24 protein-coding genes are annotated in these 26,715 nt (G+C 72.0%); 11 read left to right on the top strand and 13 right to left on the bottom strand.

From position 1 onward, the window contains the following. Positions 1-236: 236 nt before the first annotated feature. Complete coding sequence (locus tag VF092_25020; protein HEX6750576.1) at positions 237-443, top strand: PF20097 family protein; 207 nt, start codon at positions 237-239, stop codon at positions 441-443. A 247-nt stretch (positions 444-690) separates the two neighbouring features. Here VF092_25020 and VF092_25015 read toward each other — a convergent pair whose 3' ends face one another. The 4 genes from VF092_25015 to VF092_25000 form a co-directional block, all read right to left on the bottom strand. Beyond that, positions 691-1,218 carry a hypothetical protein gene (locus tag VF092_25015; GenBank protein HEX6750575.1) on the bottom strand — a complete coding sequence of 176 codons (528 nt, stop codon included), beginning with the start codon at positions 1,216-1,218 and terminating at the stop codon, positions 691-693. Positions 1,219-1,281: 63 nt separating this feature from the next. After that, on the bottom strand, positions 1,282-2,196 hold the full coding sequence (locus VF092_25010; GenBank protein ID HEX6750574.1) for a diacylglycerol kinase family protein: 915 nt from the start codon (positions 2,194-2,196) through the stop codon (positions 1,282-1,284). Positions 2,197-2,538: 342 nt separating this feature from the next. Then, positions 2,539-3,372 carry a prolipoprotein diacylglyceryl transferase gene (locus VF092_25005; GenBank protein HEX6750573.1) on the bottom strand — a complete coding sequence of 278 codons (834 nt, stop codon included), beginning with the start codon at positions 3,370-3,372 and terminating at the stop codon, positions 2,539-2,541. 113 nt (positions 3,373-3,485) lie between these two features. Continuing rightward, positions 3,486-4,130 (bottom strand): helix-turn-helix domain-containing protein, encoded by a 645-nt coding sequence (locus tag VF092_25000; GenBank protein ID HEX6750572.1) that lies wholly within the window; start codon positions 4,128-4,130, stop codon positions 3,486-3,488. A gap of 120 nt (positions 4,131-4,250) precedes the next feature. Here VF092_25000 and VF092_24995 point away from each other — a divergent pair, with 120 nt between their 5' ends. Continuing rightward, complete coding sequence (locus VF092_24995; protein ID HEX6750571.1) at positions 4,251-4,805, top strand: DinB family protein; 555 nt, start codon at positions 4,251-4,253, stop codon at positions 4,803-4,805. Beyond that, positions 4,802-5,221 carry a hypothetical protein gene (locus tag VF092_24990; GenBank protein ID HEX6750570.1) on the top strand — a complete coding sequence of 140 codons (420 nt, stop codon included), beginning with the start codon at positions 4,802-4,804 and terminating at the stop codon, positions 5,219-5,221. Before VF092_24995 ends, VF092_24990 begins: the two co-directional genes overlap by 4 nt. Positions 5,222-5,301: 80 nt before the next feature. On the opposite strand, the gene VF092_24985 is transcribed toward VF092_24990, so the two are convergent. From VF092_24985 to dacB, 6 genes are all read right to left on the bottom strand, one after another. Then, the gene (locus tag VF092_24985; protein ID HEX6750569.1) at positions 5,302-5,586 is read right to left on the bottom strand and encodes an Lrp/AsnC ligand binding domain-containing protein; all 285 of its coding nucleotides are present in this window, start codon (positions 5,584-5,586) and stop codon (positions 5,302-5,304) included. A gap of 351 nt (positions 5,587-5,937) precedes the next feature. Further along, complete coding sequence (locus VF092_24980) at positions 5,938-7,998, bottom strand: ABC transporter permease subunit/CPBP intramembrane protease (GenBank protein HEX6750568.1); 2,061 nt, start codon at positions 7,996-7,998, stop codon at positions 5,938-5,940. Then, positions 7,995-8,717, bottom strand: a complete 723-nt coding sequence (locus VF092_24975; protein ID HEX6750567.1) for an ABC transporter ATP-binding protein — start codon at positions 8,715-8,717, stop codon at positions 7,995-7,997. The genes VF092_24980 and VF092_24975 overlap by 4 nt, the downstream gene beginning before the upstream one ends. 211 nt (positions 8,718-8,928) lie before the next feature. Beyond that, positions 8,929-9,684 carry a DUF620 domain-containing protein gene (locus tag VF092_24970; protein HEX6750566.1) on the bottom strand — a complete coding sequence of 252 codons (756 nt, stop codon included), beginning with the start codon at positions 9,682-9,684 and terminating at the stop codon, positions 8,929-8,931. A gap of 76 nt (positions 9,685-9,760) precedes the next feature. Next, positions 9,761-11,116: a S41 family peptidase gene (locus VF092_24965; protein ID HEX6750565.1), complete on the bottom strand. Its 1,356-nt coding sequence runs from the start codon at positions 11,114-11,116 to the stop codon at positions 9,761-9,763. A gap of 232 nt (positions 11,117-11,348) precedes the next feature. Then, positions 11,349-12,683, bottom strand: a complete 1,335-nt coding sequence (dacB, locus tag VF092_24960) for a D-alanyl-D-alanine carboxypeptidase/D-alanyl-D-alanine-endopeptidase (protein ID HEX6750564.1) — start codon at positions 12,681-12,683, stop codon at positions 11,349-11,351. A gap of 57 nt (positions 12,684-12,740) precedes the next feature. Between dacB and VF092_24955 the strand changes: the two genes are divergently transcribed. Further along, positions 12,741-13,661 carry a response regulator gene (locus VF092_24955; GenBank protein ID HEX6750563.1) on the top strand — a complete coding sequence of 307 codons (921 nt, stop codon included), beginning with the start codon at positions 12,741-12,743 and terminating at the stop codon, positions 13,659-13,661. A gap of 214 nt (positions 13,662-13,875) precedes the next feature. Here VF092_24955 and VF092_24950 read toward each other — a convergent pair whose 3' ends face one another. Further along, positions 13,876-14,709, bottom strand: a complete 834-nt coding sequence (locus tag VF092_24950; GenBank protein ID HEX6750562.1) for a hypothetical protein — start codon at positions 14,707-14,709, stop codon at positions 13,876-13,878. A gap of 313 nt (positions 14,710-15,022) precedes the next feature. Beyond that, entirely contained in the window at positions 15,023-15,151 is a 129-nt protein-coding gene (locus VF092_24945) for a hypothetical protein (GenBank protein HEX6750561.1), read from the bottom strand. Positions 15,152-15,327: 176 nt separating this feature from the next. Between VF092_24945 and VF092_24940 the strand changes: the two genes are divergently transcribed. From VF092_24940 to VF092_24925, 4 genes are all read left to right on the top strand, one after another. Continuing rightward, a complete protein-coding gene (locus VF092_24940; GenBank protein ID HEX6750560.1) occupies positions 15,328-15,708 on the top strand; it encodes a holo-ACP synthase in 381 nt (126 codons plus the stop codon). Between the two features lie 334 nt (positions 15,709-16,042). Further along, positions 16,043-19,219 carry a hypothetical protein gene (locus VF092_24935; GenBank protein ID HEX6750559.1) on the top strand — a complete coding sequence of 1,059 codons (3,177 nt, stop codon included), beginning with the start codon at positions 16,043-16,045 and terminating at the stop codon, positions 19,217-19,219. Next, positions 19,191-19,688: a GNAT family N-acetyltransferase gene (locus VF092_24930; GenBank protein ID HEX6750558.1), complete on the top strand. Its 498-nt coding sequence runs from the start codon at positions 19,191-19,193 to the stop codon at positions 19,686-19,688. The genes VF092_24935 and VF092_24930 overlap by 29 nt, the downstream gene beginning before the upstream one ends. A 398-nt stretch (positions 19,689-20,086) precedes the next feature. After that, a complete protein-coding gene (locus tag VF092_24925) occupies positions 20,087-21,706 on the top strand; it encodes an ABC-F family ATP-binding cassette domain-containing protein (GenBank protein HEX6750557.1) in 1,620 nt (539 codons plus the stop codon). A 199-nt stretch (positions 21,707-21,905) separates the two neighbouring features. On the opposite strand, the gene VF092_24920 is transcribed toward VF092_24925, so the two are convergent. Further along, positions 21,906-22,577, bottom strand: a complete 672-nt coding sequence (locus tag VF092_24920; GenBank protein HEX6750556.1) for a DUF1963 domain-containing protein — start codon at positions 22,575-22,577, stop codon at positions 21,906-21,908. 495 nt (positions 22,578-23,072) lie between these two features. Here VF092_24920 and VF092_24915 point away from each other — a divergent pair, with 495 nt between their 5' ends. From VF092_24915 to cysS, 3 genes are all read left to right on the top strand, one after another. Beyond that, the gene (locus tag VF092_24915; GenBank protein ID HEX6750555.1) at positions 23,073-23,519 is read left to right on the top strand and encodes a hypothetical protein; all 447 of its coding nucleotides are present in this window, start codon (positions 23,073-23,075) and stop codon (positions 23,517-23,519) included. 468 nt (positions 23,520-23,987) lie between these two features. After that, on the top strand, positions 23,988-25,049 hold the full coding sequence (locus tag VF092_24910; GenBank protein HEX6750554.1) for a mechanosensitive ion channel domain-containing protein: 1,062 nt from the start codon (positions 23,988-23,990) through the stop codon (positions 25,047-25,049). Positions 25,050-25,144: 95 nt separating this feature from the next. Continuing rightward, positions 25,145-26,590, top strand: coding sequence for a cysteine--tRNA ligase (gene cysS / locus VF092_24905; protein HEX6750553.1), 1,446 nt, complete (start codon positions 25,145-25,147; stop codon positions 26,588-26,590). Positions 26,591-26,715 lie beyond the last annotated feature (125 nt).

The raw sequence follows: 26,715 nt of genomic DNA, 5'->3' as shown, positions 1-26,715 counted from the left end.
GTGAAGAGTGGAGCGAACGCGGAGAAAAGCTCGGCCAGCTCGGTCAGGTTGGCTTGCATCGACAGTGCGCCCCGGGTTCGGTGGGGGCACCATGGCTACACGATGCAACGCCTGTGCTGAAATGGACAAAGTCGAGCTGAGAGGGTGATGCTGAACCTCCGGAGGTGTTCCGGCGCCGCCAGAATGTACCGAGTTTCCCCGTCCTGGAGTGTGATTCCCCGAGCGAGGTGAGCGAGATGCCCGATATGATCTGCCCCAAGTGCGGCAACCCGATGAGCACCGGGTACCTGCTGGATGTCGGCCAGGCGCACAAGCCCCTGGAATGGATCGAGGGCATGCCGGAGAAGAGCTTCTGGACCGGGGTAAAGCTCAAGGGCCGCCGCCGCTTCAACGTGGTGGCCGACCGCTGCGAGCGCTGCGGCTACCTGGAGCTGTACGCGTAGATTGATGCACCCAGGCCGATGCCACGGTGACGTCATCCTGAGGCCGGCCAGACCGTAATCAGCGTCTGCGCAAGCGATTGCAGGCCGAAGGATCTATCATCGCGTCAGCACGAAATTCGGTTGAACGCATCATTGCTTCACCCGGATTTGGTCGCACGCAGAGCAGCGGAGCCAGCAGAGAACTCATCTCTGCTGCCTCCGCTGCTCTGCGTGAGACTGATCCGTCCGGACCGGCCAGAGACGAGCCTCAGCGGACGCCCTGGTCGCGCACCTCCAGCGGAAGCGGGACGCGGCTCCAGTAGTCGCCGGGCCGCATCGCGCCGACGGCGGCGCCGGTGAGCGTCGTCACCCCGGTGAGCGGGAGGCCGAGCACGACCACGCCGGTGCCGGGGTTCCAGATGCAGTCCGCGCAGTCCGATCCCCCGGCCTTCGACGCAAGCACGAACAGCCCCGTGGCCGTCGCCCCGCCCAGGAAGCCGAAGATGGCGCCGCGCAGCGCCCCCGCGCCGGACGAGCGCCGCCCGCTGGCCAGCTCCACGTGCCGCACGTAGACGACGGGGATGGTCAAGCGCTGGTCGCCGCGCAGCACCTCGAGGTCGGCCGTGTCGGCGTGCTGCAGGATGCCGACGAGGGTGCGGGGTTCGAGGAAGTCCTGCGTGACGCGCACCTTCGACAGCGAATCCACGACCGTCGGCGTGCGGGCGGGGGCCTGCGCCGCTGCGGGCGCGGCAAGCGCGAGCGATAGGGCCAGGACGGCCCGGGCGGTTCTCGTCATCGTTCCGGCTCCGCAAGGGGGGGACCCGCGGGAGACTGCGACGGAAGAACGATACAGCGTGCGCTACTCTGACGCATCTCCCCCGTTGCGCGGCGGGGCCACCACCTTCAGCGCGCCGCGCGCCAGGTGGTAACGGAAGGGCGCCTCCATCCGCAGCGTCTCGCCGTCGATCGCGAGGTACGACAGGCGCTTGGGCATCGCGATGGTGCACTCGTCCACCAGGAACGCGTCCAGGTGCGGCGTGCGCGACACCACCTTCAGCCCGCGCGCCGCCGCGGCGATCCCCAGCGCGGTGAGGCGCGCCACCGCCTTGCCGTGCACGGCGATCACGTGCAGCCCCGCGCGACCACCGTCCTTCCGCCCGCCGAAGGTGGGAAAGCGCGTCTCGCGCTCGCCCACGCCGATGAACACAAGCGCCGTGCGGTAGGTGGTCGCCTGCCCCTCCACGCGCAGCTGCACGTCGAAGCTGCGCAGCCGTGCCAGCATCCGCAGGCCCGAGAGGAAGCTGGCCAGGCGGTATCCCATCCACCTCTCCAGCCGGTCGCGGTGGCGCACGAACCCCACGTAGGCGCCCACCGAGCTGGTGTTGAGGAACGGCAGCCCGTTCACGAACCCGATGTCGACCGATTGCACCGGCCCGGACGCCGCCAGCTCCAGCGCGTCGGGGAATTCGAGCGGGATGCCGTGGTCGCGCGCGAAGTGGTTGAGCGTCCCCGCGGCGAGCACCGCCAGCTCCATCCCCGCCTCGCACGCGGCCGCGCACGCCGCGGCGATGGTGCCGTCGCCGCCGGCCACCAGGACGCGCCGGGTGCCGCGCTCCGCCTCGGCGCGGATGGCGTCGGCCAGCCCCTCGGGCCCCGCGTCGCGCAGGTCGAAGCGCGCGTCGGCGGCGATGGCTTCGGCCGCCTCGCGCCCGCGGCCGGACGCGGGATTGGCGAACGCGGGGATCGGCGCGGTGCTCGGGTCCGGATCGGGCAAGGCGGCCGTGGGCGCAGGGCGGACGCGTCGGTGTGGGGCGGACGGCGCCGCACCGTCGCACGGATCGCGCCGGGAGCGCATCCGGGCCGGGTGCGGACGGGTCGGATGCAGTCGGGCGGATCCAGCCGGGCGGATCCAGCCGGGGCGGGTAAACCCGCGGCTGGAACATCGGGAAGCCTGCTGCGCAGGCTGTTGGAGAAAGATTCGGGTCGGGGGCGATGGTGTAGCTGGAAACGAGTTGCGGCCGTCACGATGTCGGCCGCAACTCGGTGATGGCTCTCCCCCAGTCCGCGAAGGCGGACTTCGGGCCGTTGTTGCCGCGAATTTATTCGCCCGGCAACGTCAGGCCCTCGCCGGGGATGCGGCCGGATGCGCCGCGCGGCGGGTGACGGCGAGGTAGCCCGCAACGCCCGCGGCCACGATCAGCACGGAGATCAGCTGCGCGACGGAGAACATCCCCAGCAGCCGGTCGTCCTTGGCGCGGAAGATCTCCACCACGAAGCGCTCCACGCCCGCCAGCGCCAGCCAGACGAACCAGATCGCCCCCGGCGTGGCGAAGCGGTGGCGCAGCTTCCACAGCACGAAGAAGATCGCCAGCGAGAGGCCGACCTCGTACAGCTGCGTGGGATGGACGGTCATCACGGTCCCGTCGGCCACGTCGGCGGGAACGCGCACGCCGAACGCGCGCAGGTTCCCCGCGGTCGACGGCGGCGCGCCCTCGGGGAAGGCGATCCCCCACGGGAGGTTGGTCGGCCCGCCGTAGTCGTCGCCCACCAGGAAGCAGCCCCCGCGGCCCACCGCGTATCCCACCGCCAGCGCCGGCGCGATGGCGTCGGCGAAGGTGAGCACGGGGAGCTTCAGCCGGTGGATGCGGAAGAGCACCGCCAGCGCCGCCAGGATGAACCCGCCGTACCACACCAGCCCCGAGCGCGAGAGGATCGCGTGGCCGGGGTCGGCGGCCGTCTCGGGCCAGTGGAGGACCAGGTAGTAGAGCTTGGCGCCCAGGATGCCGAAGATGGCCGCGTAGCCGGCCAGGTCCCACGCATGCTCGGGGTCCTGCCCCAGCCGCTTGAGCTCGCGGGCGGTGATCCAGCCGGACGCCACGAACGCGAGCGCCATCATCACCCCGAACGAGGTGACGGTGAAGCCGCCGATTCTGAACAGTACGGGAAGCATCTGCGGAACTGCGCGGGTGGATGGTGCCGCGGCGGGTGGGGCGCCGAGAACGTACGAAGCGATATGAACTTAGCCCCGATCGGCCGGGGGGTAAAGCCTCCGCGCCGAATCGCTTACGCCCGCGCGGCGCCCACCGCCGCGCGGACCGCCTCCACGGCGCCCGCGTCGCCCTCCACGCGCAGGCCGCGCTCGCGCGCGGCATCCAGCGCCACCCGGCCGAGCAGCGCCGCCAGCACCAGGTCCGGCGGGCCGCTGACCACGGCGTCGGGAGACGATGCCGGGCCGCGGCGGACGCGCGTCTCGCCACCGGCGGACTCGATCGCCAGCGGCTCGTCGCCCGTGCGGACCTCGATGGACAGGTCGCGGCCCGGCGCGCGCCCGGCGAGGTGGATCTCCAGCGGCAGCACCAGCCAGTGGCTGCGGAACTCGTCGCCCGCCTCCCACGCGCCCAGGGTGGGGCCCGCCCACGTCCCCAGCGCGTGGATCACGGGACGGAGCGCCTCGCCGCGCGGAGTCAGGCGGAACAGCGCGGTGGCCACCGGCGGCGGCGCGTCCGTGCGCTCCAGGATCCTCGCCTCCTCCAGCTCGCGCAGGCGGTCGACCAGCAGGTTCGACGCGATCCCCGGCAGCCCGTTGCGGATGTCGGTGTAGCGCGCGGGGCCCAGCGTCATCAGCTCGCGGACGATCAGCAGCGTCCAGCGATCGCCCACGACGTCGAGCGCCCGGGCCAGGGCGCAGTACTGGTGATAGGTGCGCATGGAGGGAAGATAGGCGGGGTGGTACAGGATTTCAACTTCATGGTTGACTTTTTAAACCAAGCGTATCAGGTTCGATCTCGTGAGGCACCGGGAGATCACCCTTCGGCCGACGAGGTGGACGTGAGCACGACCCTGTCCTTCGCCCCGGACGCGCGGCCCGCGGCGGAGATTCCGCTGGCGCAGCTGCTGTACGCCGACTTCGACGCGGAGCTCGCCGCCACGCGGCGCCTGCTGGAGCGCTTTCCCGACGGGCGGGGGGAGTGGCGGCCGCACGAGCGCTCGCGGACGCTGGCCGAGCTGGCGACGCACCTGTCGGACCTCGCCGGCCGCTGTGCCGTGGTCCTGACCACGCGCGAGCGGGACGCGTTGGGCTCCGCCTCGCGGCCGCCGCTCGCGAGCGCGGACGCCCTGCTGGCGGCGCACGACGCCGGCGTGGCGCGGCTGCGCGAGGCGCTGGCCGCGGCCGATCACGAGACGCTGGCGGTGGAGTGGACGATCCGGCGCGGAGAGCGGGTGATGGCGCGCGGGCCGCGGCGCGTGATGCTGCGGGTGATGATGAGCCACATGGTCCACCACCGCGCCCAGCTGGGCGTCTGCTACCGGCTGCTGGACGTGCCGGTGCCGGGGGTGTACGGGCCGTCGGCGGACGACCTGGCCGCCGGGGGCGCGGCATGAGCGCGGCGCTGGCGCTCCGCGCCGCGGCGGTGGTGGCGCTGCTGCAGTGGGCGGCGCACACGGCGATGATCCTGCGCGCCCGGCCCAGGCACGGCGCGCAGGAGGTCGCGGTGATCGAGGCGATGCGGTCGCACCGCTTCGATTTTGCCGGGGCGATGCGGAGCTACTGGGATTTCTACTTCGGCTACGGGCTGCTGGCGGCGGTGGTGGTGCTGGTGGAGGCCGTGCTGTTCTGGCAGCTGGCGGGCGCGGTGGAGACGGCCGGGCCGCTGGTGCGCTCGATCGCCATCCTCTTCCTGGCCTACAACCTGGCGCACGCGCTGGTGGCGGCGCGCTGGTTCTTCATCACCCCCATCGTGCCCGACGTGCTGGTGGCCGCGTGCCTGGCCGTCGCGATCGTGGGATTGGGGAGCTGACACGAAAGGGGACGGGTCCAGCGGCACGCGGGGCTGCGTCGCGGTCCGCCTTCTGTCCCCTGTTCCCTATCCCCTGAAGTTCAGTCGAACATGTCCCAGGCGGCGCCCAGGTCCTGCCTGGAGTAGACGCGGAAGGCGGTGAGGGTGTTGGTGCGCTCGATCCCCTGGATCTGCGCGATCTCCTCGGTCACGATCTCGGCGATGCGGTCGTACTCCTTCACGCGCACGATGGCGATCAGGTCGTAGTCGCCGGACACGGAGTAGACCTCGGCCACGCCGTCGATCCCGGCGATGCGGCGCGCCAGCGCGGGCACGTCGCCGGGCACGGCGCGGATCAGCACCACGCAGGCCACCATCTGGCTCATCGGCTCACCGTTCGTCGTCGTGGGTGGTCTCGGTCGAACTGCTGTCTCAACTGATTGGAACAGCGGGGTTTGGGCGTGTTGGGCGCTGAGACGCCCAAACGGGCTGCGCGCGCCGTAGGCCACGATACCGCTGTGGCCAACGGCGCCGGGCCCCGCCGCGCCCGGCATCCCCGCCGATCCTCCGCATCCGCTCGCGCGCGGCGGGTCCCGGCCCTCCGGGCGCGCATCCCTCACGCAAGTGCTTACGCCGCGCTGAGTTCTCCCCTCCCCCGCGCAGCGGGGGAGGGGCCGGGGGAGGGGGCCAGCCCGTGGCGGGCACGATCTCGCCCCTACAGCACGGACCCGTCCCCGCTAACTCTCGCTTCGGCCAGCGGAAGAGGCCGCCACCGCATCCCCCGCCGCCGTGCTCCGCCGGGGAAGAAGCCACAGCCCGGCGGCCAGCGCAAGGGGCGCCAGCGCCACCAGCACCCAGCTCGGCTCGCCCGTGTCCGACATCGCCGCGCGGCGGAGCTCGGGGCGCGAGACGATCACCACCGCCAGCCCGTTGTTCACGAAGTGCATCAGCATGCTGGCGTAGATCGACCGCGTGCGCCAGACGGCGATCCCCATCAGCACCCCGATCCACGCCGTCGGCAGGAAGCGGATCGCCGTCTCGCCGGAAAGGTGGAAGGCGCCGAAGACCAGTGCCGTGAGCCCCACCGTCCGCCACATCCGCTCCTCGCGCGCCAGGCCCTGGAACAGCACGCCGCGGAACACCGCCTCCTCGCAGAACGCCGGCGTCACCGCCACCAGCAACAGGAGCCAGAGGAAGCGCGGCAGGTCGGTGGCCGTCACCAGCCGCTGCAGCGCGCCCATCATCTCGCGCGGGATCTCCAGGTGCAGCGCCTGGATCTGCAGCCATCCCAGCGCCCACCCCAGCGGGATACCGCCGAGCGCCAGCAGCAGCGCGCCCGCCATCCCCCGCGCGGTCGGCCGGCGCAGCGCCAGCGTCCGCCGCGCGTCGAAGGGCCCCAGCGCCACCAGCAGGACCGCGGGGAGGAAGAGCAGTCCCCACTCGCTCCACAGCAGCCCCTTCTCCCCGAAGCGCGCCTGCAGCGCGGTACCCGCGTGGAAGTACAGCAGCGCGATGGCCGCGACGAACGCCAGCGCCTCGGCGGGGAGGGGCACGCGGCGCGGGCCCGTGCGCATCGCCGTCCACCGCTCGCGCCAGCCGAGCTTCGGCGCCGCGCCCGCGCCCCCGCCGAAGAGCACGTCCTCGCGCCCGAAGGCGCGCGCCGCGAAGTGCAGCGCAAGCCCGGCGTAGACCACCGTCGTGCCGAACGCGATCAGCGAGGGGACCAGCCGCGCGGTGCCCGCCATGAGCTCGCGGAACATCATCGCGATCCCCACCACGGGCACGGCGGCGAGCGCCGCGTTGAAGTCGATCCCCGGCAGCGAGATCACCAGGATCGGCAGCGTGCTGGCCAGCTGCACCGGCGTCAGCGCGTTCTGCGCCTCCTTGAAGCTCTGCGACCGCACCGCGATCCCCAGGAAAAGCGCGGAGAAGAGCACGGCCAGCGGGATCAGCCCGACCAGCACCAGCGCCGCCGTGCTCCACGGCAGCGTGAACTTCACGTGCGCCGCCTTGGCGAACTTGAAGATCCCGCTCTGGAAGGTGAGCAGCATCGACAGGAGGTTCGCCGCCGCGGACGCCATCGCCAGCACGGTGACCGCGGCGAACTTGCCGGTGACGATCTCGCGCGCGGGGACGGGCGCGGTCAGCAGCGTCTCCAGCGTCCCCCGCTCCTTCTCCCCCGCGGCCAGGTCGATGGCGGGGTAGAAGGCGCCCAGCAGCGTCATCAGGATCAGGATCACGGGGAGGAATCTCCCCAGCGCGTACGCCCCCGTCTCCTCCGCCGTGGCCACGGACGAGTCGGCGACGGCGAGCGGGCGCGCGAACCCCGGCGGCAGCCCCCGCGCGGCCAGGCGGTGGGCGATCAGCGAGTCGTTCCACGCGGAGAGCTTCCTCCCCACCACCTCCTTCGCGCGCTGCGAGCGGTCGTCGGAGGCGTCGAAGAGCACGCGCAGGCTGTCCGTCCCCGCCTCGCCGAGCGCCGCGCGGGGGACGACGATGGCGGCCTCGGCGTGGCCCCGGCGCACGGCCGCGGGGGTGGCGCTGTCGGGCGGGAGGAGGCGGATCGCCGAGTCGCGGCGGAGGAAGGCGTCGAGCGCGGGGTCGGCGCCCTGGACGGCGACGGCGGCGGGGCGCTCGCTCAGGCGCCGCTGGCCGAAGAGCGTCAGCTGCTCGATCACCACCATCAGGCCGGGATAGAGCAGGGTGGGGATGACGATCATCATGAACAGAGTGCGCCGGTCGCGGATGGTCTCGCGCAGCTCCTTCGCGAGCACCGTCCACACGATGCGCCAGTTCACGCGGCCTCCCGCACGATGCGCAGGAACGCACGGGCCAGGTTGGGCTCGCCCGCGCCGGCCATGATCTCCTCCGCCGTCCCCTCGGCCACCAGGCGGCCGTTGGCGATGATCCCCACGCGGTCGGCCAGCAGCTCCACCTCGCTCATCTGGTGCGTGCTGAAGATCACCGCGCGTCCCCGCTCCCGCGCGTCGGCGATGAAGCGGAAGATGGCCTCGCTGCTGAGCACGTCGAGCCCGAGCGTGGGCTCGTCGAGCACCAGCGCGGGCGGGTCGTGCACCACCGCGCGGGCGATGGACACGCGCTGCCGCTGCCCGGTCGACAGCTTGCCGCAGAGCCGGTCCGCGAACTCGGCGATATCGAACGCGCGCACCATCTCCTCCACCCGCCGCTCCGCGTCAGCCCCGCCGATGCCGTTCAGCGCGGCGAAGTAGCGCAGCAGCTCGCGCGCGGTCAGCCGCTGGTAGAGGCCCATCGACGCGGCCAGGAAGCCGAGCCGCCGCCGCACCTCCAGCGGCTGCGCCACGGCGTCGAACCCGTCGATCCGCGCCGTCCCCGCCGTGGGGGCGAGGAGCGTGGCCAGGCAGCGCAGCGCGGTCGTCTTCCCCGCGCCGTTGGCGCCCAGCAGCGCGTACACCTCGCCGCCGGGCACGCGCAGCGAAAGGTCGCGCACGGCCGCGAGGTCGCCATAGGACTTGGACAGCCGCTCGAGCTCGATCATTGAGTGCGAAAGTGCGTGAGTGCGAAAGTGCGAGGGTGCGAAAGTGCGAGGGTGCGAAAGTGCGAGGGTGCGAAAGTGCGAGGGTGCGAAAGTAGGGAGGCGGCGCCCGCCATGCGAGCACCGCCCCCGGTTGGTGCGTGAGTGCGGAAGTGCGGGAGCGCGAGGGTGAGCGCCGTTTTCGCACTTTCGCACTTTCGCACTCTCGCACTTCTCAGTGCTGCAGCGCCTTCACCTCGGCCGGAAGCTCGAAGGTCGACGCGGGGACGGGGTCGTGGCTCAGCGACTTGAGCGTGACCACGAGCTGCTGCCCGCCCTGCGAGATGGTGGAGACGGTGGGGATGAGCACGCCGTCGAACTGCTTGTACTCGCCGTAGGTGGCGTCGACGGGGATCTCGCCCATGCGGCTCTGGCGGACGGCGTGGGTGGCGACGAGCAGCCCGCTCTCCTTGTCGAAGCAGCCCTCCTGCACGGTGCCGCGCTGGCCGGTCATCCGCACGTTCCAGCACGCCTTTCCGTTCACCGTCTTCTCGCCGATGGTCTCCAGCTTCGGGAACACCTTGGCGAAGTCGAGCGCGTTGTCGAACGAGGCCATGTCCTGCCGCTGCGCCAGCTCCGCGCCGTCGATGATGCGCGGGCCGTTCATCGGGTCCGACGACCAGGCCACCTGCCCGTCGTAGCCCTCGGCCATCTGCATCCCGTTCATCGACATGTGCATCACCGACTTGTCGGGGCGCGCGGCGAACGACTCCATCGTCATCGTCATCCCCATCGCCGGCATGCTGAGCTCGGCGGTCATGTGGCGCGCCTGAAGCCGGGCGATGGCGTCGTGCCCGCCGATGGCGCGGACGTACTTCTCCACGATCTCCGACGCGGGGGGAAGGGTCTGCTGCGCCGCGGCGGCCCCGGCCTGCGCGGCGACGGCGATCGCCGCGAGGCCCAGCGCGCGGGCGAAACGAATGCGAATCATCTCGAAATCTCCAGGTTCGGATGCGCGCCGCGCGAACGCGGCGCCGGTGCGGCGGAAGGCCCCGCCGCGGGCATGCTCACCGCGCGGACGCGCGGCTGCGTCTCGTCTCCGCGATCCAGGCCAGCGCCGCGTCGAGCGCGGGGTCGTGGCCGGCCAGCAGCGCGGCGCGGGTGGGCGGCGCGGCCAGGTCGGGCGTCACCCCGATCCCCTCGAAGCGCTTCCCCGTCTTCCCCGTGAAGTCGGCCACCGCGTGCAGCAGCACGTCGCCGTCGGGGAGCTTCACCGCCAGCGCGGGGAGCGCCGCCGCGGCCGACGGCTCGCCGAACACGCGCACGCGCCCCAGCTGCTGCAGCCCGCCCGCGAAGAATTCGCTGGTGCTGCCCGTCATCGCGTCGGTCAGCACCGCCAGCGGGCCGGCGTACGGGCGCACCGGCCGCGCCTGCGTGTCCACCCTGCGCGGGTTGGAGACGAGGTAGAGGGTGGTCGTGCGCGTCCGCATCACCCCCAGGGTGTCGACGCGGTCCAGGAAGTGGCCCGCGAACCCCGACGCCATCAGGCCCAGGCCGCCCAGGTTGCCGCGCAGGTCCACGATCATTCCGTCGGTGTCGCGCAGCGAGTCGACGGCCGCGTTCAGGCGCGCCATCACCACGGGCATCCAGTAGTTGAAGCGGATCACTCCCGCGGTCGTCCCGTCCGCCGCGCGCACCCGGCGCGAGTCCCAGGTGATCGCCAGCGTGGGAAGGTTGCCGAACTTCTCCGTCATCGCCCCCGCCGGCTCGCGCAGCGCCAACTCGCGGGTGACGGGGCGGTCGGCGCCGTCGAGGAAGCGGACGCGCAGACGGGTGCCGGGCGGGCCCTTCAGCGCGCCGGTCATGGCGATCCACGCGTAGAGCTGGCGGCCGCGCGCCTCCTTCGCCGCGGGCACCTGGCCGACCAGCTCGAGGATCCGCCGTGCGGTGCGCGTTCCCACCGCGTCCACGACCCACCCCGGGCGCACGCCGGCGGCCGCGGCGGGTCCGCCCGGCTCCACGCGGGTGACGAGGTAGCGGCCGCCCACCAGCCGCACCTCCATCCCCGCGTCGCCCCGGCCGGCGGGCGCGGCGGAGAGGGAGTCCGACACCTCGCCGGCGATCACCTCGAAGTGCGAGTAGGGGAGGCGGCCCACCATCTCCTCCATCACGTCGCGCAGCTCCTCGGCGGTGCGCGCGCGCAGGGCGCGGGGGCGGAGGTCGGCGCGCGCCTGCCGCCACAGCGTGTTGGCGACGGTGGTATCCCACAGCGTGTGGTCGATCACCGACCACGCCGAGTCGAACGTGGCCTCCGCCAGCGCGGGGGTGATGGGCCTGCCGCGCGAGGGATGCCGCGTCTGCGCGTGCGAGGCCGATGCGGCCAGGGCGATCGCCGCGAGGGCGATGCAGATGCGAAGCGTCACGATGGGAATCGTCGGGAGAACGGGTATGGCGATGCGGGACAAAAGATAACCCTCTCCCCGGATCGTGGGAGAGGGCCTCGCGCCCAGCGGCGGGTTTCCGGCCGCGAGCGGCGCCGATCGCGGAGCGAACGACGGAAAAACTGAATGTCTCACGCAGGGTTAGCAGAGTCAGCAGTTGAACTGCAGTTGTTACTGCTAACTCTGCTGACTCTGCGTGAGCCCAATCTGTTTCTTACTGCGCCGGCGACGCGGCGATGGCGCGCACGACGTCGTCGATCCCCGCCTTCATGCGGCCGGACGTCTGCCCGGAGCGGTTGGCGATGATGGAAAAGATCACCGTGCGCCCGTCCCAGGTGGTGACGTAGCCGCTCAGCGAGTCGACCCCGCCGATGTACCCCGTCTTCGCCCACACGCGGCCCGGGAGGTCGGTCAGGCGCGTCTTGAGCGACCCCTCGCGGCCGGAGACGGGGAGCGACGCGCGCACCACCGACATCTCCGGCGTGCGGGCCACGTAGCCGAGCAGCTGCACGAAGGCGCGCGGGGTCACCCCGTTGTTGGCCGACAGCCCGGAGCCGTCGCGCAGGCGGAAATCGGCCGAGTCGATCCCCACCACGCGGGTGAGGAAGTCGCGCTCCACGGCGATCCCCGCGTCCCAGCTCCCCACGCCGCGCACCTCGCGCCCCACCGTCTTCAGCAGCGTCTCGGCGATCCAGTTCTGGCTGTTCAGCAGGATCGGCGCGATCACCTCGGGCAGCGGGTCGCTCCAGTGGCTCCCCAGCGACGCCGCCGTGTCGGTGCGCGCGGGATCGGTCACCACGCGCACGTCGTGGCGATCCAGGGCAATCCCCCTGCTCTCCAGGACGTCGCGGAAGCTGCCGCCGGCGTACTCGGCGCCGTTCGGCACGGCGGCGAACTCGCCCGAGCGCGTCTGCACGGCGTTGTCGTTGTAGCCGAGCGCGCCCACGGGGGCGGCGTACCACCAGCGCAGGTCCGACGGCTTCCAGTCGGGACGCAGGTGCGCGGGCTCGAAGTACGAGTCGTCGGCCACCACCCCGCCGGCGACGCGGTGGACGCCCGCGGCCAGGAGCGAGTCGGCCAGCTCCTCCCACGCCCCGGTGCGCCGCCGGCCGCCGCGGTCGGAGATCAGCGGGTCGCCGCGGCCGTACAGCACCACGTCGCCCTGCAGCACGCCGTCGCGCACCGGGCCGGTGGCGTAGACCGTTGTGCGGTAGCGATAGTCGGGGGCCAGATGGTGCGCCGCGGTGCTCGTCACCAGCAGCTTGAGGTTGCTGGCGGGGATGAAGAGGCGCCCGGCGTTGCGCGAATACAGGAGGCGCCCCGTGGCCAGCTCGCGCACCTCGATCCCCCAGTCGGCGCGGCGATTGGCGGGGCGCGCGAGGATGGCGTCGATGCGGTCCGCAAGCGACAGCGACGCCGTGGTTGCGCCGCTGGCGCCCTGCGGTGCTAGATTAGGCCCCGCCTGCGCCCGGACGGCGGCGGGCGCGGCGGTTGCGAGGAGGAGCGCGTACAGCAGCGCGGCGCGCGCGCGGAAGGTGCGGGAGATCATCGGCTGACGGATGCGCCGGGGACGTGGGGGACGGAACATGGGAGCGCCACGAGATCGATGAGCCGGATCCTGTTCGCGGAAGACGACGACGCGCTGCGGCGGATGACGACGCAGGTGCTGGCCTCCGCGGGGCACGAGGTGCATGACGTGGCCGACGGCACCGCCGCGCTCGACGAGCTGCGGCAGCGCCTGCCGGACCTGGTGGTGCTCGACTACCGCATGGGCGACCCCGACGGCTTCGAGGTCTGCCGGCGGATCAAGCGCGACCCGGCCACCGCGCACGTCCCGGTCCTCATCCTCACCGCGCAGCGCGGGATCGAGGACCGCCTCGGCGGCTTCGACGCCGGCGCCGACGACTACCTGGCCAAGCCCTTCGACCCCCGCGAGCTGCTGGCCCGCGTCGGCGCGCTCCTGCGCCTGGCCCAGCGCGGGCGGGACCGCAACCCGACGACGGGCCTCCCCGGCGGCGAGGCCATCTACCAGGAGCTCGAGCGCCGGCGCGAGGTGGGCGAGCCCTTCACGGTGGCCTACTTCGACCTGGACTACTTCAAGCCCTTCTCCGACCGCTTCGGCTTCGCCGTGGCCGACTCGGCCATCCGCGAGGCGGCCGCGGCGCTCACCACCGTCGGCCGCGGACGCCCCGACGTCTTCCTGGGCCACGTGGGCGGCGACGACTTCGTGCTCCTCTGCCCGCCCGAGGACGCCCTGCGCCTGGCCGAGGACGCGCGCCGCAGGTTCGACGTCGGCCTCAAGCGCCATCTCCCCGCCGACACGGCGAGCTCGGGCACCTACCGCGGGCTGGACCGCGACGGCGAAGAGCGCGAGTTCCCGCTCACCCGCTTCTCCGCGGCGATCGTGCGCATCGACCCCGCGCGGTGGCCGTCGGTGGAGCACCTGGGCGAGATCGTGGCCGAGGCCAAGCGCCGCGCCAAGAGCCCCGACTCCGGCGGCATCGCCGAGGCCGACGCCACGCCGTGACGGCCGCGGAAATGTAAACCCTCTCCGCCGTGCGTTCCAGCGCCATTCTTGTCCATCCCCGGATCCGGAAACAGAAAGTCTCACGCAGAGTCAGCAGGGTCAGCAGAGAACCGCGGTTCAACTGCTCACCCTGCTGACCCTGCGTGAGAAAAAAGATCGGGTCCCCGGCGCGGAACGCCGGGGACCCGATCGTCGCTTCGAGGGAGCGCCGCCGTCAGGCGGGGAGGGCGCTCTGGCGGCCGCCGGCGCCGGGGAGCTGCGCGGTGCGGATCTCCAGGAAGTCGTACACGATCACGCCTTCGTCGGTGATGTCGCTCATCACCCGCATCCCGTCGTCCAGCGAGTTCAGCACCTTCTCGGCGCGCGCCATCGGCCACCCCATCTCCGTGGCCACGTCGGTCACCGTCAGCCGGCCGCCCTTCTTCGCGGCCAGCTGGATGACGGGGAGCTGCAGGCTCTGGATGATGGCGTCGCGGCGCTTCTCGCGGTCGTTCTTCACGCCCTTCAGCAGCATCCCCCCGCCGCCGGCGAACATCGCCCCCACCAGCAGCGGCGCGAACTCGAAGTTCGCGAGCCCGGCCACCATGGTGATGGTGCCGATGACCAGCAGCAGGTACGAGAACCAGCGCTTGGCCGTGGACTCGGAGACGGGGATGGCCGGATCGTTCGAGGGGAGCGTGGCCGCCGCGCCGCCGGGGACCAGCGCCAGCGCCTGCGAGCCGTGCGCGCCCCATCCCAGGCCGCACGCCGGGCAGACGCGGTGGTTGTGGCGGAGGAGCACGTACAGGAGCCCCGCGGGGAGGAACATCACCGAGAGGATCACCAGCGCGGCCACGTGGCTGCCGCGCGTGTAGTAGCCGGCGCTCATCCCGCGGTAGCCGCAGCGCGGGCACACCTGGATGGGCGCGGCCGGATAGGCGGGCGAGAACGCCGGCGCCACCCCCGCGGCCGGATACGTCGGATACGGCGCACGCGCGGCGGTGGCGCCGCAGACCTGGCAGGTGGCGCGGCCCTCGGCAACCCGGGACCCGCAGGTGGAACAGTACATGGGCTCACTCCCCGGCCGCGGCGCGCGCGGCAGATCTATTCAAGGAACCGGCGGGCGCATGTCCTCCCGGCGCTGCTTGCCGCTGGCCTTGATACGACGCACCACGGAAAAAGATTCAGGAGATCGGAGGGTGCCGAAGTCCCCTGATGGATGGTAGCCGCCCGACCGTTTTCGCGGTAGTGCGGCGTTGCCGCTCGGTGATTTCGGAAGGCGAAGAAAGATAACGAGATGCGACGAGCCGCGGCAGACCACCGAGCGTCCCGCACTCAGCAGTGAGCACTGGGCACTGGGCACTGGGCACTGGGCACTGGCCCTAGGGCGTCGGCTTGTTCGGGGAGAGGAGGAGATGCACGAGGAGGGTGCCCACCAGGATCCCGGCCAGGATCCCGGCGGCCACCACGGCCAGCAGCCTCGTTCGTGCCCGCCATGGGTTCCGCGCCACTCGCCGTCCGCCTCCGCCGCCGTCCGCAGCCGTGATGTTCCAGGGGGATGCCGCCGCCGCGCGCCCTTGCGAACCGCGTGCCGCGGGCGGTTGAGGGGTGCGCGGGCGCGAGGTATGTTGCCGCGCCGGCTCACGTTGTCGACACCGCACCCGCGCGCGCAAGGCTGCCTGGCACGATGATCGTTGGCCTGGGGATCGACGTCGTCCGCATCGACCGCGTGTGGGCGGTGCTGGAGCGCAAGGGCGGGCGCGCGCTCCGCCGCCTCTTCACCGCCGCCGAGGCGGAGCGCTGCGGCGCCTCGAAGCATCCGCCGGAGAGCTTCGCCGCGCGCTTCGCGGCCAAGGAGGCCTTCTTCAAGGCGCTGGGCACCGGCTGGGGGATCGGCGGCGCGTGGACCGAGGTGGAGGTCGTCTCCGCCGCGAGCGGCGCGCCGTCGCTGCGCCTCAGCGGCAGGGCGGCCGAGCTCGCGGCGGAGCGCGGCGCGACCCGCATCCACCTCTCCATGACGCACGCGGACGACACGGCCGCCGCGGTGGTGGTGCTCGAGGGGGAGTGACATCTCCCTGCCGCCTGTCGGGCCGGGCGAATGAATTCACGGCAACAAGGGCACAAAGTCCCTGCGGGACTGCTCGCAGGCATCCGGGTGACCGGCAAGCCCCGGCGCATCCGCTGACCATCTTGCGGGTGCACTGGGGCTTCTCATGGCGCGGGAATGACCGGGCGGCAGTCCCGCAGGGACTTCGTGCTGTTGTTGCCGCGAATTCCATTCGCCCGTTGATCCCCGGCAGAACACCCCGCCTCGCGCCCCTCTGGCGCCGTCGCCGCGGCGGCTGTATACGATCCATCCCCATATCGCCCATCGATTCCGACGCTTCACCGAAGGAGACGGGATGCGCCTCCGGCCCACCTCGCTCGTGCTGCTCGCCCTCCCCCTCGTCTCCACCTCCACCCTCTCCGCGCAGCGCGACACGCCGCTGGAGGTGGCGGTCTACTCGCCGCGCGACACGACCGTGCCGCCGGGGGGCTACAATCCCGCGCTCTTCCGCGGCCTGCGCTACCGGATGATCGGCCCCGGGCGCGGCGGGCGCGTCACCACGGTCACTGGCGTGCCGAGCCAGCCCTTCACCTTCTACCAGGGATCCACCGGCGGCGGGGTGTGGAAGACGACGGACGCCGGCCAGACGTGGCTCAACGTCTCCGACGCGTACTTCTCCGAGGCGTCGATGGGGGCGGTGGAGGTGTCGCTCTCCAACCCCGACGTGGTGTGGGCGGGGACGGGGTCCGACGGGATCCGCAGCAACGTCTCCACCGGCCGCGGCGTGTACCGCTCGACCGACGCGGGGCGCACCTGGACGCACATGGGCCTCCCGCGCGCCGGGCAGATCGGCGGGATCCGCATCCACCCCGCCAACCCGCAGACGGTCTTCGTCGCGGCGATCGGCAACGCCTTCGCGCCGAACCGCGAGCGCGGCGTCTACCGCACCCGCGACGGCGGCCGGACGTGGGAGCAGGTGCTCTTCGTCTCCGACAGCACCGGCGCGGTCGACATCGAGTTCCAGCCCGGCAACCCGGAGGTGGTCTACGCGTCGATGTGGCGCGGCGAGCGGAAGCCGTGGACCATCATCTCCGGCGCGCGCGAGGGCGGGGTCTACCGCAGCACCGACGGGGGGACGACCTGGCGCAAGCTGGGCGGCGGGCTGCCGACCGGACTGTTCGGCAAGAGCAACCTCGCCGTCTCCGCCGCCGATCCCCGCCGCGTGTATGCGCTGGTCGAGGCGAGCCCCGGCGGCGGGCTGTATCGCTCCGACGACGCGGGCGACACGTGGACGCTGGTGAGCGACCGGCGCGAGCTGATCACCCGCCCCTTCTACTACTGCAACATCACCGCGGACCCGACGAACGCGGACGTGGTGTACGTCGGCACCGAGGGCTTCTACAGGTCGGCGGACGGCGGGCGGACGTGGAGCACGGTGCGCACGCCGCACGGCGACAACCACGACCTGTGGATCAATCCCCGCACGCCGGAGATCATGATCCAGAGCAACGACGGCGGGGCCAACGTCTCCCTGACCGGCGGCCGGACATGGTCGACCCAGATGAACCAGCCGACGGCCGAGATCTACCAGGTCTACGTCGACAACCAGTTCCCCTACCGCGTCTACGGCGCGCAGCAGGACAACACCACGCTGATCGTCGCCTCGCTCCCGCTGCAGCAGGGCGGGGTGGACGATCCCGCGCAGACCTGGCGCCAGGGGCCGGGGTGCGAGACGGGACCCATCATCCCCCACCCCACCCAGCCGGACACCGTCTACGGCTCGTGCAAGGGCCAGTTCGCGCGGATGTCGCTGCGCACCGGGCAGGAGCAGCAGTACTGGGTGGGCGCGCAGTCCATCTACGGGATGCCGCCGCGCGAGCTGATCTACCGCTTCCAGCGCGTGTCGCCGATGGAGATCAGCCCGCACGACCCGCGCGTGGTCTACTACGGCTCGCAGTACGTGCACCGGACGACGGACGGCGGGGTGACGTGGGAGCGCATCTCGCCCGACCTGACGGCGAACGACCCGCGCTACCAGTCCAGGGTCTCCGGCGAGCCCATCACCATCGACGTGACCGGCGAGGAGATCTACAGCACGCTCTACGCGATCCGCGAGTCGGCGCTGGAGCCGGGGGTGATCTGGACGGGGGCCAACGACGGGCCGGTGCACGTCACCCGCGACAACGGGCGGACGTGGGCCGACGTCACCCCGCGCGGGCTGCCGCCGGGGGGGCGGGTGCAGACGGTGGAGCCGAGCCCGCACCGGCGTGGCGGCGCGTACGTGGCCGTGCTGCGCTACCTGCTGGGCGACTTCCGGCCGTACGTCTACCGCACCTCGGACTACGGGCGGACGTGGACGCGGATCACCGACGGGCGCAACGGCATCCCCGACGGCGAGCCGGTGCGCGTGGTGCGCGAGGACCCGTCGCGCCCCGGGCTGCTGTACGCGGGGACGGAGTTCGGGATGTACGTGAGCTTCGACGACGGCGCGCACTGGCAGCCGTTCCAGCAGAACCTGCCGCGCACGCCGGTCACCGACATCAAGGTGCACCGGCAGGACCTGGTGCTGAGCACGCAGGGGCGCGGGTTCTGGATCATGGACGACCTGGCGCCGCTGCACCAACTGGCCGACTCCGTGGCCCGCGCCCGCGCCTTCCTCTTCCGCCCGAGAGACGCGGTGCGCGCGCGCTGGTCGGGCGGCTTCGGCGGGCCGGAGTCGGGGATCGCGCGGCCGGACGCGCCGCAGTATCCGCCCGCCGGCGCCCTCATCGACTACCACCTCGCCTCGCCGCCGGCCGCGCCGGTGTGGATCCGCATCCGCGACGCGCAGGGGCGGCTGGTGCGCGAGCTGAGCAGCGATACCTCGCGCCGCGCCGCCGCCAGCCCCGAGCGCGCGGGGACGGCGCCGATCCCCGCGGCCGTGGGGATGAACCGCATCGCGTGGGACCTGGCCTGGCCGGGGCCGTGGGACGCGGGGCGCGCGAACGGCCGCGGCGGGCCGGCCATCGTCCCCGGGAGCTACACGGTGGAGATGACGGTCGGGGGGACGACGATGACGCAGCCGCTGGTCGTTCGCATCGACCCGCGCATCGCCCGCGACGGGGTGACGCAGGCGGACCTGGAGGCGCAGCTCTCTCACAACCTGCGCGTGCGGGAGATGGTGACGGAGGTGAACCGCCTCGTCGCCCGCGTGGCGGAGGCGAAGCGCACCGCGCAGGGTGACGCGCTGGCGCGGCTGACGGCGCTCGAGGCGGTGCTGGTGACGCCGCCCATCCGCTACAGCCGACCCGGCCTGCAGGCGCAGATCCAGTATCTCTACGGGCTGACGACGAACGCCGACCAGCGCGTCGGCCGCGACGCCTTCGACCGCTACGACACGCTGCGCCGCGAGCTGAACCAGGCGCAGATCCAGGCGCGCGAGATCCTGGGCCCCGAGCCCGCGGGGTGGAACCCGTCCCCGCAGCCCTCGCCGAACCAGCCCGCGCCGGGCGATGATGAGGACGATGACGACGACTCCGAGGAGTCCGTCTAACGCTCCCGCCGTCGCGGTCCGCGCGGCGACGGCGGACGACGCGCCCGCGTTGGCCGCGCTGCGCTGGGAGTTCCGCGCGTCGATCGGCGAGGTGAACGAGGATCGCGGCGCGTTCCTCGCGCGCTGCGGCGAATGGATGCGCGCGCGGCTGGGGGATAAGGGCGCGTGGCGGGCGTGGGTGGCGGAATCGGGCGGCGAGGCGGTTGGCAACGTCTGGCTCCAGCTGATGGAGAAGATGCCGAACCCGGTGGACGAGCCCGAGGTGCACGGCTACGTCACCAACCTCTACGTGCGCGACGGGCTGCGCGGCGGCGGCGTCGGCGCGCGGCTCCTGGCCGCGGCGCTGGAGACGTGCGCGGAGGTGGGGGTGCACGAGGCCTTCCTCTGGCCCACGCCGCGCAGCCGCAGCCTGTACCGCCGCATGGGCTTCGTGGGGGATGGGGAGGTGATGGTGTGGAAGCGCGAATAACCGCGCGGGGATGCCGGGCGAATGGAATTCACGGCAACAACAGCACGAAGTCCCTTCGGGACTGCCGGTACGTATCCGTGCGATGGGTGGACTTCGGTGCCCCTCCCGGATCACCTGAGGCCACGCCGAGGCTTCCCGATCGGCTGGATGCGGGGGATACAGTCCCGCAGGGACTTTGTGCCCTTGTTGCCGTGAATTCATTCGCCCGGCCAACGCCCGGCAGCCAGAGCCCGCTATTCCTTCCCACTTGACCGATCATCCGTTTCTCCGATCTTTCGTCCTCCTCTTCGCGGCGGTGCGAGCCGCGCATCTCCACCAGAACCAGGCACACGCTCCGATGATCCTGCTCCTGACCGGTGTCCACGCAACCATCACCGACAGGACCGGAGTGTGCCCCTGTGCCTGCTGTTCTCCACGACTTTCGCATCGCCGCCGACCGGCTGGGCCACGCGCTCGCTGACGGCCGCACCCTCTTCACCGATATCACGCTCGGCTTCGGCCGCGAGCGCACCGGACTGGTCGGCCCCAACGGCGCCGGCAAGACCACGCTCGTCCGCATCCTGGCCGGCGAGCTGACGCCGTCGCGCGGCTCCGTCCAGCGCCGCGGCACCGTCGGCTATTTGCCGCAGGACTTCCAGGTGCGCGCCGGCCGCACGCTGGCCGCCGTGCTCGGCATCGACCGGCGTCTGGCCGCGCTCGACCGCGTGTTCGCGGGAGATGGATCGCCGCGCGACTTCGAGCTGGTCGGCGACGGCTGGGATCTGCGCGAGCGGGCCGAGGCGGCGCTCGCGCGCTTCGGCCTCGCGCGCCTGCACCTCGACCGCCCCGTCGGCACCGTCAGCGGCGGCGAGGCGACGCGGGTGGCGCTGGCGGGGCTGATGCTCTCCGCGCCCGACTTCCTGCTGCTGGACGAGCCGACGAACAACCTCGACGCCGCCGGGCGCGAGGCGCTGTACGGCTTCGTGCGCGGATGGACGGGCGGGCTGCTGGCCATCAGCCACGACCGCGCGCTGCTGTGGGAGATGGATCGCATCGTGGAGCTCACGCCCGGCGGCGGTGTGCGCGTCTACGGTGGCAACTTCGACGCGTTTCGCGCGCAGAAGGCGGCGGAGGACGCCGCGGCCGAGCGCGAGGTGGAGAGCGCCGGACACGCGCTGCGGCAGGCCCGCCGCGAGTCGCAGCGCATCCGCGAACGCCACGAGCGCCGCGCCAGCCGCGGCGCCAAAGCGGCGGCGACGGCCAACGCGCCGAAGATCCTGCTGGGGATGCAGCGCGAGCGCAGCCAGCACACCGGCGCGCGCGTCCGCGAGACGGCGGAGCGGCTCGTCACCGAGGGTCGGACGCGCCTCGCCGCCGCCCGCGCGCGGGTGGACGAGCGCGAGCGGCTGGCGCTCGATCTCCCGCCCGTCGATCTCCCCGCCGGCAAAGTGGTGCTGGAGATGGAGCGCGTCTCCGTCCGCCACCCCGGCGCGCCGCGGGCCGCGCCGGCGGACGTGTCGCTGCGCATCGTCGGCCCCGAGCGCGTGGCGATCGTCGGGCCGAACGGGAGCGGAAAGACGACGCTGCTGCACGTCGCGATCGGCTTCATCGCGCCGACGAGCGGCACCGCGCGGCTGGGGATTGCGCCGGGCGACGTGGCGTTCTTCGACCAGCACGCGCGGCGGCTGCGCGAGGACGCGTCCGTGCTCGACAACTACCGCGCCGCGAACCCCGGCGTCGGCGAGACGGAGGCGCGCCACGCGCTCGCCCGCTTCCTGTTCGAGGGCGACGCGGTGCGCCAGCCGGTGGGGACGCTCAGCGGCGGGCAGCGGCTGCGCGCGGCGCTGGCGTGCACGCTGAACGGCTGGCGTCCGCCGAAGCTCCTGCTCCTCGACGAGCCGACCAACCACCTCGACCTCGACAGCCTCGACGCGCTGGAGGAGGTGCTGCGCGGCTACGGCGGCGCGCTCGTCGTCGTCTCCCACGACCGCGCGTTCCTGGAGGCGATCGGGGTCGAGCGGACGGTGGAGCTGGCGTGAGCCGCCAGGGAGAATGGACTCATACCGTTTCGCAGGATTTATCGTGTATTCCCATGTTCCTGAACTGAAGAATCTCACACGGAGGGAACGGAGGAAACGGAGGGACTCCGATCGCGTTCAGTTCCTCCGTTACCTCCGTTTCCTCCGTGTGAGCCATTCTTTGAGGATGTCGGAACACGCTGAATCCTCGGAATTGGTATCAGCAGAACTGGCACGCCCAGCGCCACTCGCCGTCCGCGGACTTGAAGAAGTAGGCTATGCCGCTGTCCACCCAGTCCCACTGCGCCTTCTCCTCGCTCCCGACCTGGAACACGTAGTCCGCGAGGCCGACCTCGTGCTGGATGGCGGACGGATATCCGCCGACCTTCGTCCCCGGCCAGTTGCCGAAGCGGTCGTGGAACTCGTCGGCCACGGCGTCGTCGGCCCCGATGGAGTCCAGGTCGACGAGGTCGAAGGCGTCGTCCCAGGAGGGTCCCTCGGGATCGCCGGCGGCCCAGCGGATCGGGAACGCGCGCGGCCCCGCGGCGCCCGCGGGCGCGAGAACCGGCTGCAGCCCGTCCTCCGACGCGTACTCGCGGATCACCCAGCCGTCGCCGTGCGGCCGGTCGAAGGGAAGGTCGTCCAGGTCCATGAACAGCGCGAGCACCGCGGTGCCCTCCAGCGCGCGCGGGACCGAGGGAAGCTCGGAGGTGTTGATCTGCAGGACGGGATAGAGCGGCCGCCCGTTCCATTCCGGCAGCCCCTCGCCGCGCGGCGCGCAGGCGTGGCCGATCCACGACGTGTGCGGCGCTTCCGACGGGCGGAACCCGCCGATCTGGGCGACCATCGGCGTCCGCCGCAGCGCCTCGAGCTGCGCGAACACCGCGCCCACCGCGGCTCGCTCCGCCGGGGCGGGGGATGGTGGCGGTTGAGGGGGAGGCGCCGCGGGAGGCGGTGTTACTTTTCTCCGCAGGAAATCGAAGATGCCCATGGTGGCTTTGGCGGGATCGGATGGAGATCGGGAACGAGAGGAGATCCCACGATACCGGCGCGGCCAGCGAGGAGAAAGAGCTTCGGTGAGAGGGTGAACATGCGGCGCGGGTGTCACCGTGAGAGGGCGGTCGGCAGCGTCGGGGAGTGACGAACGGTCGTTCGCTCCGGATGACGCATCTGCTTGCGGGAGATGATGATGACCCGCGCGGCGACTCGCATCGCGGGTGATTGGCGGACGGGAGGATCGCGGCGGGCCGGCATTTGCGTTCGTGCCCATCGACGACCTCGCCGGCGTGCTTTCCGAATCTGATCCGCACTGCTACGATCAGCGGAACGCGTGCTCGGCCTTCGGGTTACAGGCTCTGGACGATTCGACCTGCCGCTTCCGATACCGATGATCCGCAACCGCATCCGCATCTTCCTGCTCTGTACCCTCGCGCTCCTGGCGCCGCGCGCGCTGGCCGCGCAGCGCCCCGCGCCGCTGGAGGGCTTCGTCTCGTCCGTCGCGCGCATGTGGGCCGCGGGCGACGCGGGCGGGATCACCGGCTTGGCGCCGGCGGACGGGCGCATCGTGCTGGACCTGGGGAACGGCCAGGCCGAGGCCGTCGAGGCGCGCCACGTGGCCGCCGCGCTCCGCGAGCTCTTCCGCGACCGCGCCACTGTGGGCGTGCGCTCCACGCAGGTGGCCATCTCGGGCGGGCAGCCGGTGCGCGGCTTCGGCGAGCTGAGCTGGACCAGCCGCCCGCGCGGCGTCAGCGACAGCGAGACCCGCACCGTCTACGTGGGCGCCGAGTGGGAGCAGGGGGGATGGAAGATCCGGGAGCTGCGCGTGCTCCGCTGACCGTCGCCTTGCGGACGGTGACGAGCGGGCGGGCCCGGCGCGGGCCCGCCCGCTCGCGTTGGGTAGGCACAGTTCGTTATGTCGCATCCGAAACACGTCATCCTGAGAGAGGCGCCGCACCGAATCGTCGTCCGCGCCGAATTCGCGCGCCGATCGAAGGATCTATCGCCGCGGCATGCACATAGCCCGCTCGTCGCACCTTCGCTGCATTGCCGCCGGCCAACGGCGCGGATCGGGGATGATCGTGCGGACGCGGTGATAGATCCTTCGGCCTGCAGCTTACGGTGCAGACGCGGCACTGGTCTGGCCGGCCTCAGGATGACGTCTCTCGTGTGTCACGCGGAAAGTCCAATCCCTCGAACGAGCCGGATTTTTCCGGCTGTTTGCTTGACACGCCCCGCCGCCGCGGGCAGAATCCCGGCGCAGCGGCGCACCGGCCGCCCTTGAACCGCCCGCAGCCCGTGCCCGATGTTCCAGACGCCACCGCTCCCCCGGGCGGACTCGCTCGTCGCCGCGATCCGTGAGGCCGCGCGCCGCGAGCCCACGCGCCCGCGCGACCTGCTGAACCCCGAGGTGCTGCTGGGGTCGGCGCTGCGCATCGCCGGCGCGGTGCTGGTGGCGTTCGTGCTGTGGTGGGTGCTGCGGCTGGTCATCCGCCGCATCGAGAAGTCGCTGGGCACGCCGCAGCCGGGGGCGCTCACCGTCAGCGAGCAGCGCACGCGCACGCTGGTGGGGCTGCTGCGCAGCGTGGGACGGGTGATCATCTTCGTGATCTTCCTGTTCATGCTGATGAGCGCCGTGGGGCTGGACCTGGGTCCGCTCCTTGCCGGCGCCGGCGTGGTGGGGCTGGCCATCTCCTTCGGCGCGCAGTCGCTGGTGAAGGACGTGATCAGCGGCCTGTTCATCCTCATCGAGAACCAGATCGCCGTGGGCGACGTGGTGCGCATCGAGGGGGTGAGCGGCGCGGTGGAGCGGATGACGCTGCGGGTCGTCGTCCTGCGCGACGTGCACGGCGTCGTGCACATAGTTCCCAACGGCGAGATCAAGAAGGTCAGCAATCTCACCCGCACCTGGTCGCGCGTGGTCCTCGACGTGGGCGTGGCCTACAAGGAGGACGTCGACCGGGTGATGGAGGTGATGCGCTCCGTCGGCGGCGAGCTGTGGGACGACGACCAGTGGCGGCCGCTGCTGGTCGAGCCGGTCGAGGTCCCGGGGGTCGAGAGCTTCGGCGAGAGCTCCGTCACCATCCGCATGATGGCCAAGACGCTCCCGCTCAAGCAGTGGGACGTGGCCCGCGAGCTCCGGCGCCGGCTGAAGCGCCGCTTCGACCAGGAAGAGATCGAGATTCCCTTCCCGCACCAGAAGCTGGTGTGGGACGGGAGCACCCCCCCGCCGCAGACGCTGGAGCTGACCGCCGGCGCCGCCGGCGAGGAAGAGGCGGGGGATACGGACGAGGAGACGGGCGCGGGGTCCCTGGGCACCGCGCCGCACCACCACGGCGAAACGGCCACGGACGATGAAGAGGCTTAGCAGGCGATGTAGGTCGGCCCCCCGATCCTGACCTTCCGCGGCGCACGTTCGCGCCGGGGCCGACCCAGCATTGCCTGAAAGGACACGCCGGACCGATGCCGATCCGCTTCTACAACACGCTGACGAGACGGGAAGAAGAGTTCACCCCGCTGGTGGAGGGGCACGCGGGCGTGTACGTCTGCGGCCCCACCGTCTACGCGCCGCCGCACATCGGCAACCTGCGCACCTTCTTCTTCGCCGACACGCTGCGCCGCTTCCTGGAGTTCCGCGGCCTGCGGGTGAAGTTCGTGATGAACCTCACCGACGTGGACGACAAGACCATCCGCGGCGCACTGCGCGACGGGGTGAAGCTCGACGACTACACGCAGCCGTTCGTCGACGCGCTCTTCCGCGACTTCGAGCGGCTGGGGATCCGCCGCGCCGACGCGTATCCCCGCGCCACGCACTACGTGCCGCAGATGGTCGACATCATCCGCCGGCTGGAGGAGCGCGGGCTGGCCTACGTGGCCGAGGGCTCGGTGTACTACGACATCTCCGAGTTCCCCGGCTACGGCAAGCTCAGCCGGGTCGACGTCTCGGCCGGCCGCCGCGGCGAGCGCGTGTCGGCCGACGAGTACGAGAAGGACGACGTGCGCGACTTCGTGCTCTGGAAGGGGGCCAAGCCCGAGGACGAGCAGGTGGGCGCGGTGTGGGACACGCCGTGGGGCCGCGGGCGCCCCGGGTGGCACATCGAGTGCTCGGCCATGAGCATGGACGAGCTGGGCGAGACCTTCGACATCCACCTGGGTGGGGTGGACCTGGTCTTCCCGCACCACGAGGACGAGATCGCCCAGAGCGAGGGGGCCACCGGAAAGCCGTTCGTGCGCTACTGGCTGCACGGCGAGTTCCTGCTCCTGGAGGGCGACAAGATGGCCAAGAGCACCGGCAACATCTTCAACCTCCAGGACCTGGTGGACCGCGGGGTGAACCCGTCGGCCATCCGCTACCTGTTCCTCTCCGCGCACTACCGCAGCAAGCTGAACTTCACCTTCGCCGGGCTCGAGGCGGCGGCCGAGGCGGTGCGCCGCATCCGCGGCACGCGCAACCGCCTGCGCGCGCACCCGGCCGTGCGCGACCCCGACCCGTCGGACGAGCCGGTGCTGCACCCCGTGGTCGACGAGGTGCTGGCCGGCTTCACCGAGGCCATGGACGCGGACCTGAACACCAGCGTGGCGCTCTCCGAGCTGCACAAGCTGGTGGGCGCGGTCAACCAGCGGCTGGAGACGCTGGGCACGCGGCCGATCAGCGAGGCCGAGCAGCACGCCGCGCTCGACGCGTTCGAGCGCATCGACCGCGTGTTCGCGTTCGTGGAGCTGGCCGAGCGCGAGTGCGCGGTGGGGTCGGAGCTCACCGAGTGGGTCGAGGAGCGCATCGCCGCGCGGCAGGCGGCGCGCAAGGCCCGCGACTTCGCCACCGCCGACGCCATCCGCGACGAGATCGCCGCCCGCGGCATCACCGTCGAGGACACGCCGCAGGGGTCGCGGTGGTCGGTGAATGCTTGAGTGCCCAGTGCCCAGTGCCCAGTGCCCAGTGCCCAGTGCCCAGTGCCCAGTGCCCAGTGCCCAGTGCCCAGTGCCCAGTGCCCAGTGCCCAGTGCCCAGTGCCCAGTGCCCAGTGCCCAGTGCCC

This window comes from Longimicrobium sp. (genome assembly GCA_036377595.1).
Taxonomy (GTDB): Bacteria; Gemmatimonadota; Gemmatimonadetes; order Longimicrobiales; family Longimicrobiaceae; genus Longimicrobium.
The sequence above is the reverse complement of the archived record's forward strand: the minus strand, read 5'-3'. Positions and strand labels throughout refer to the sequence as shown.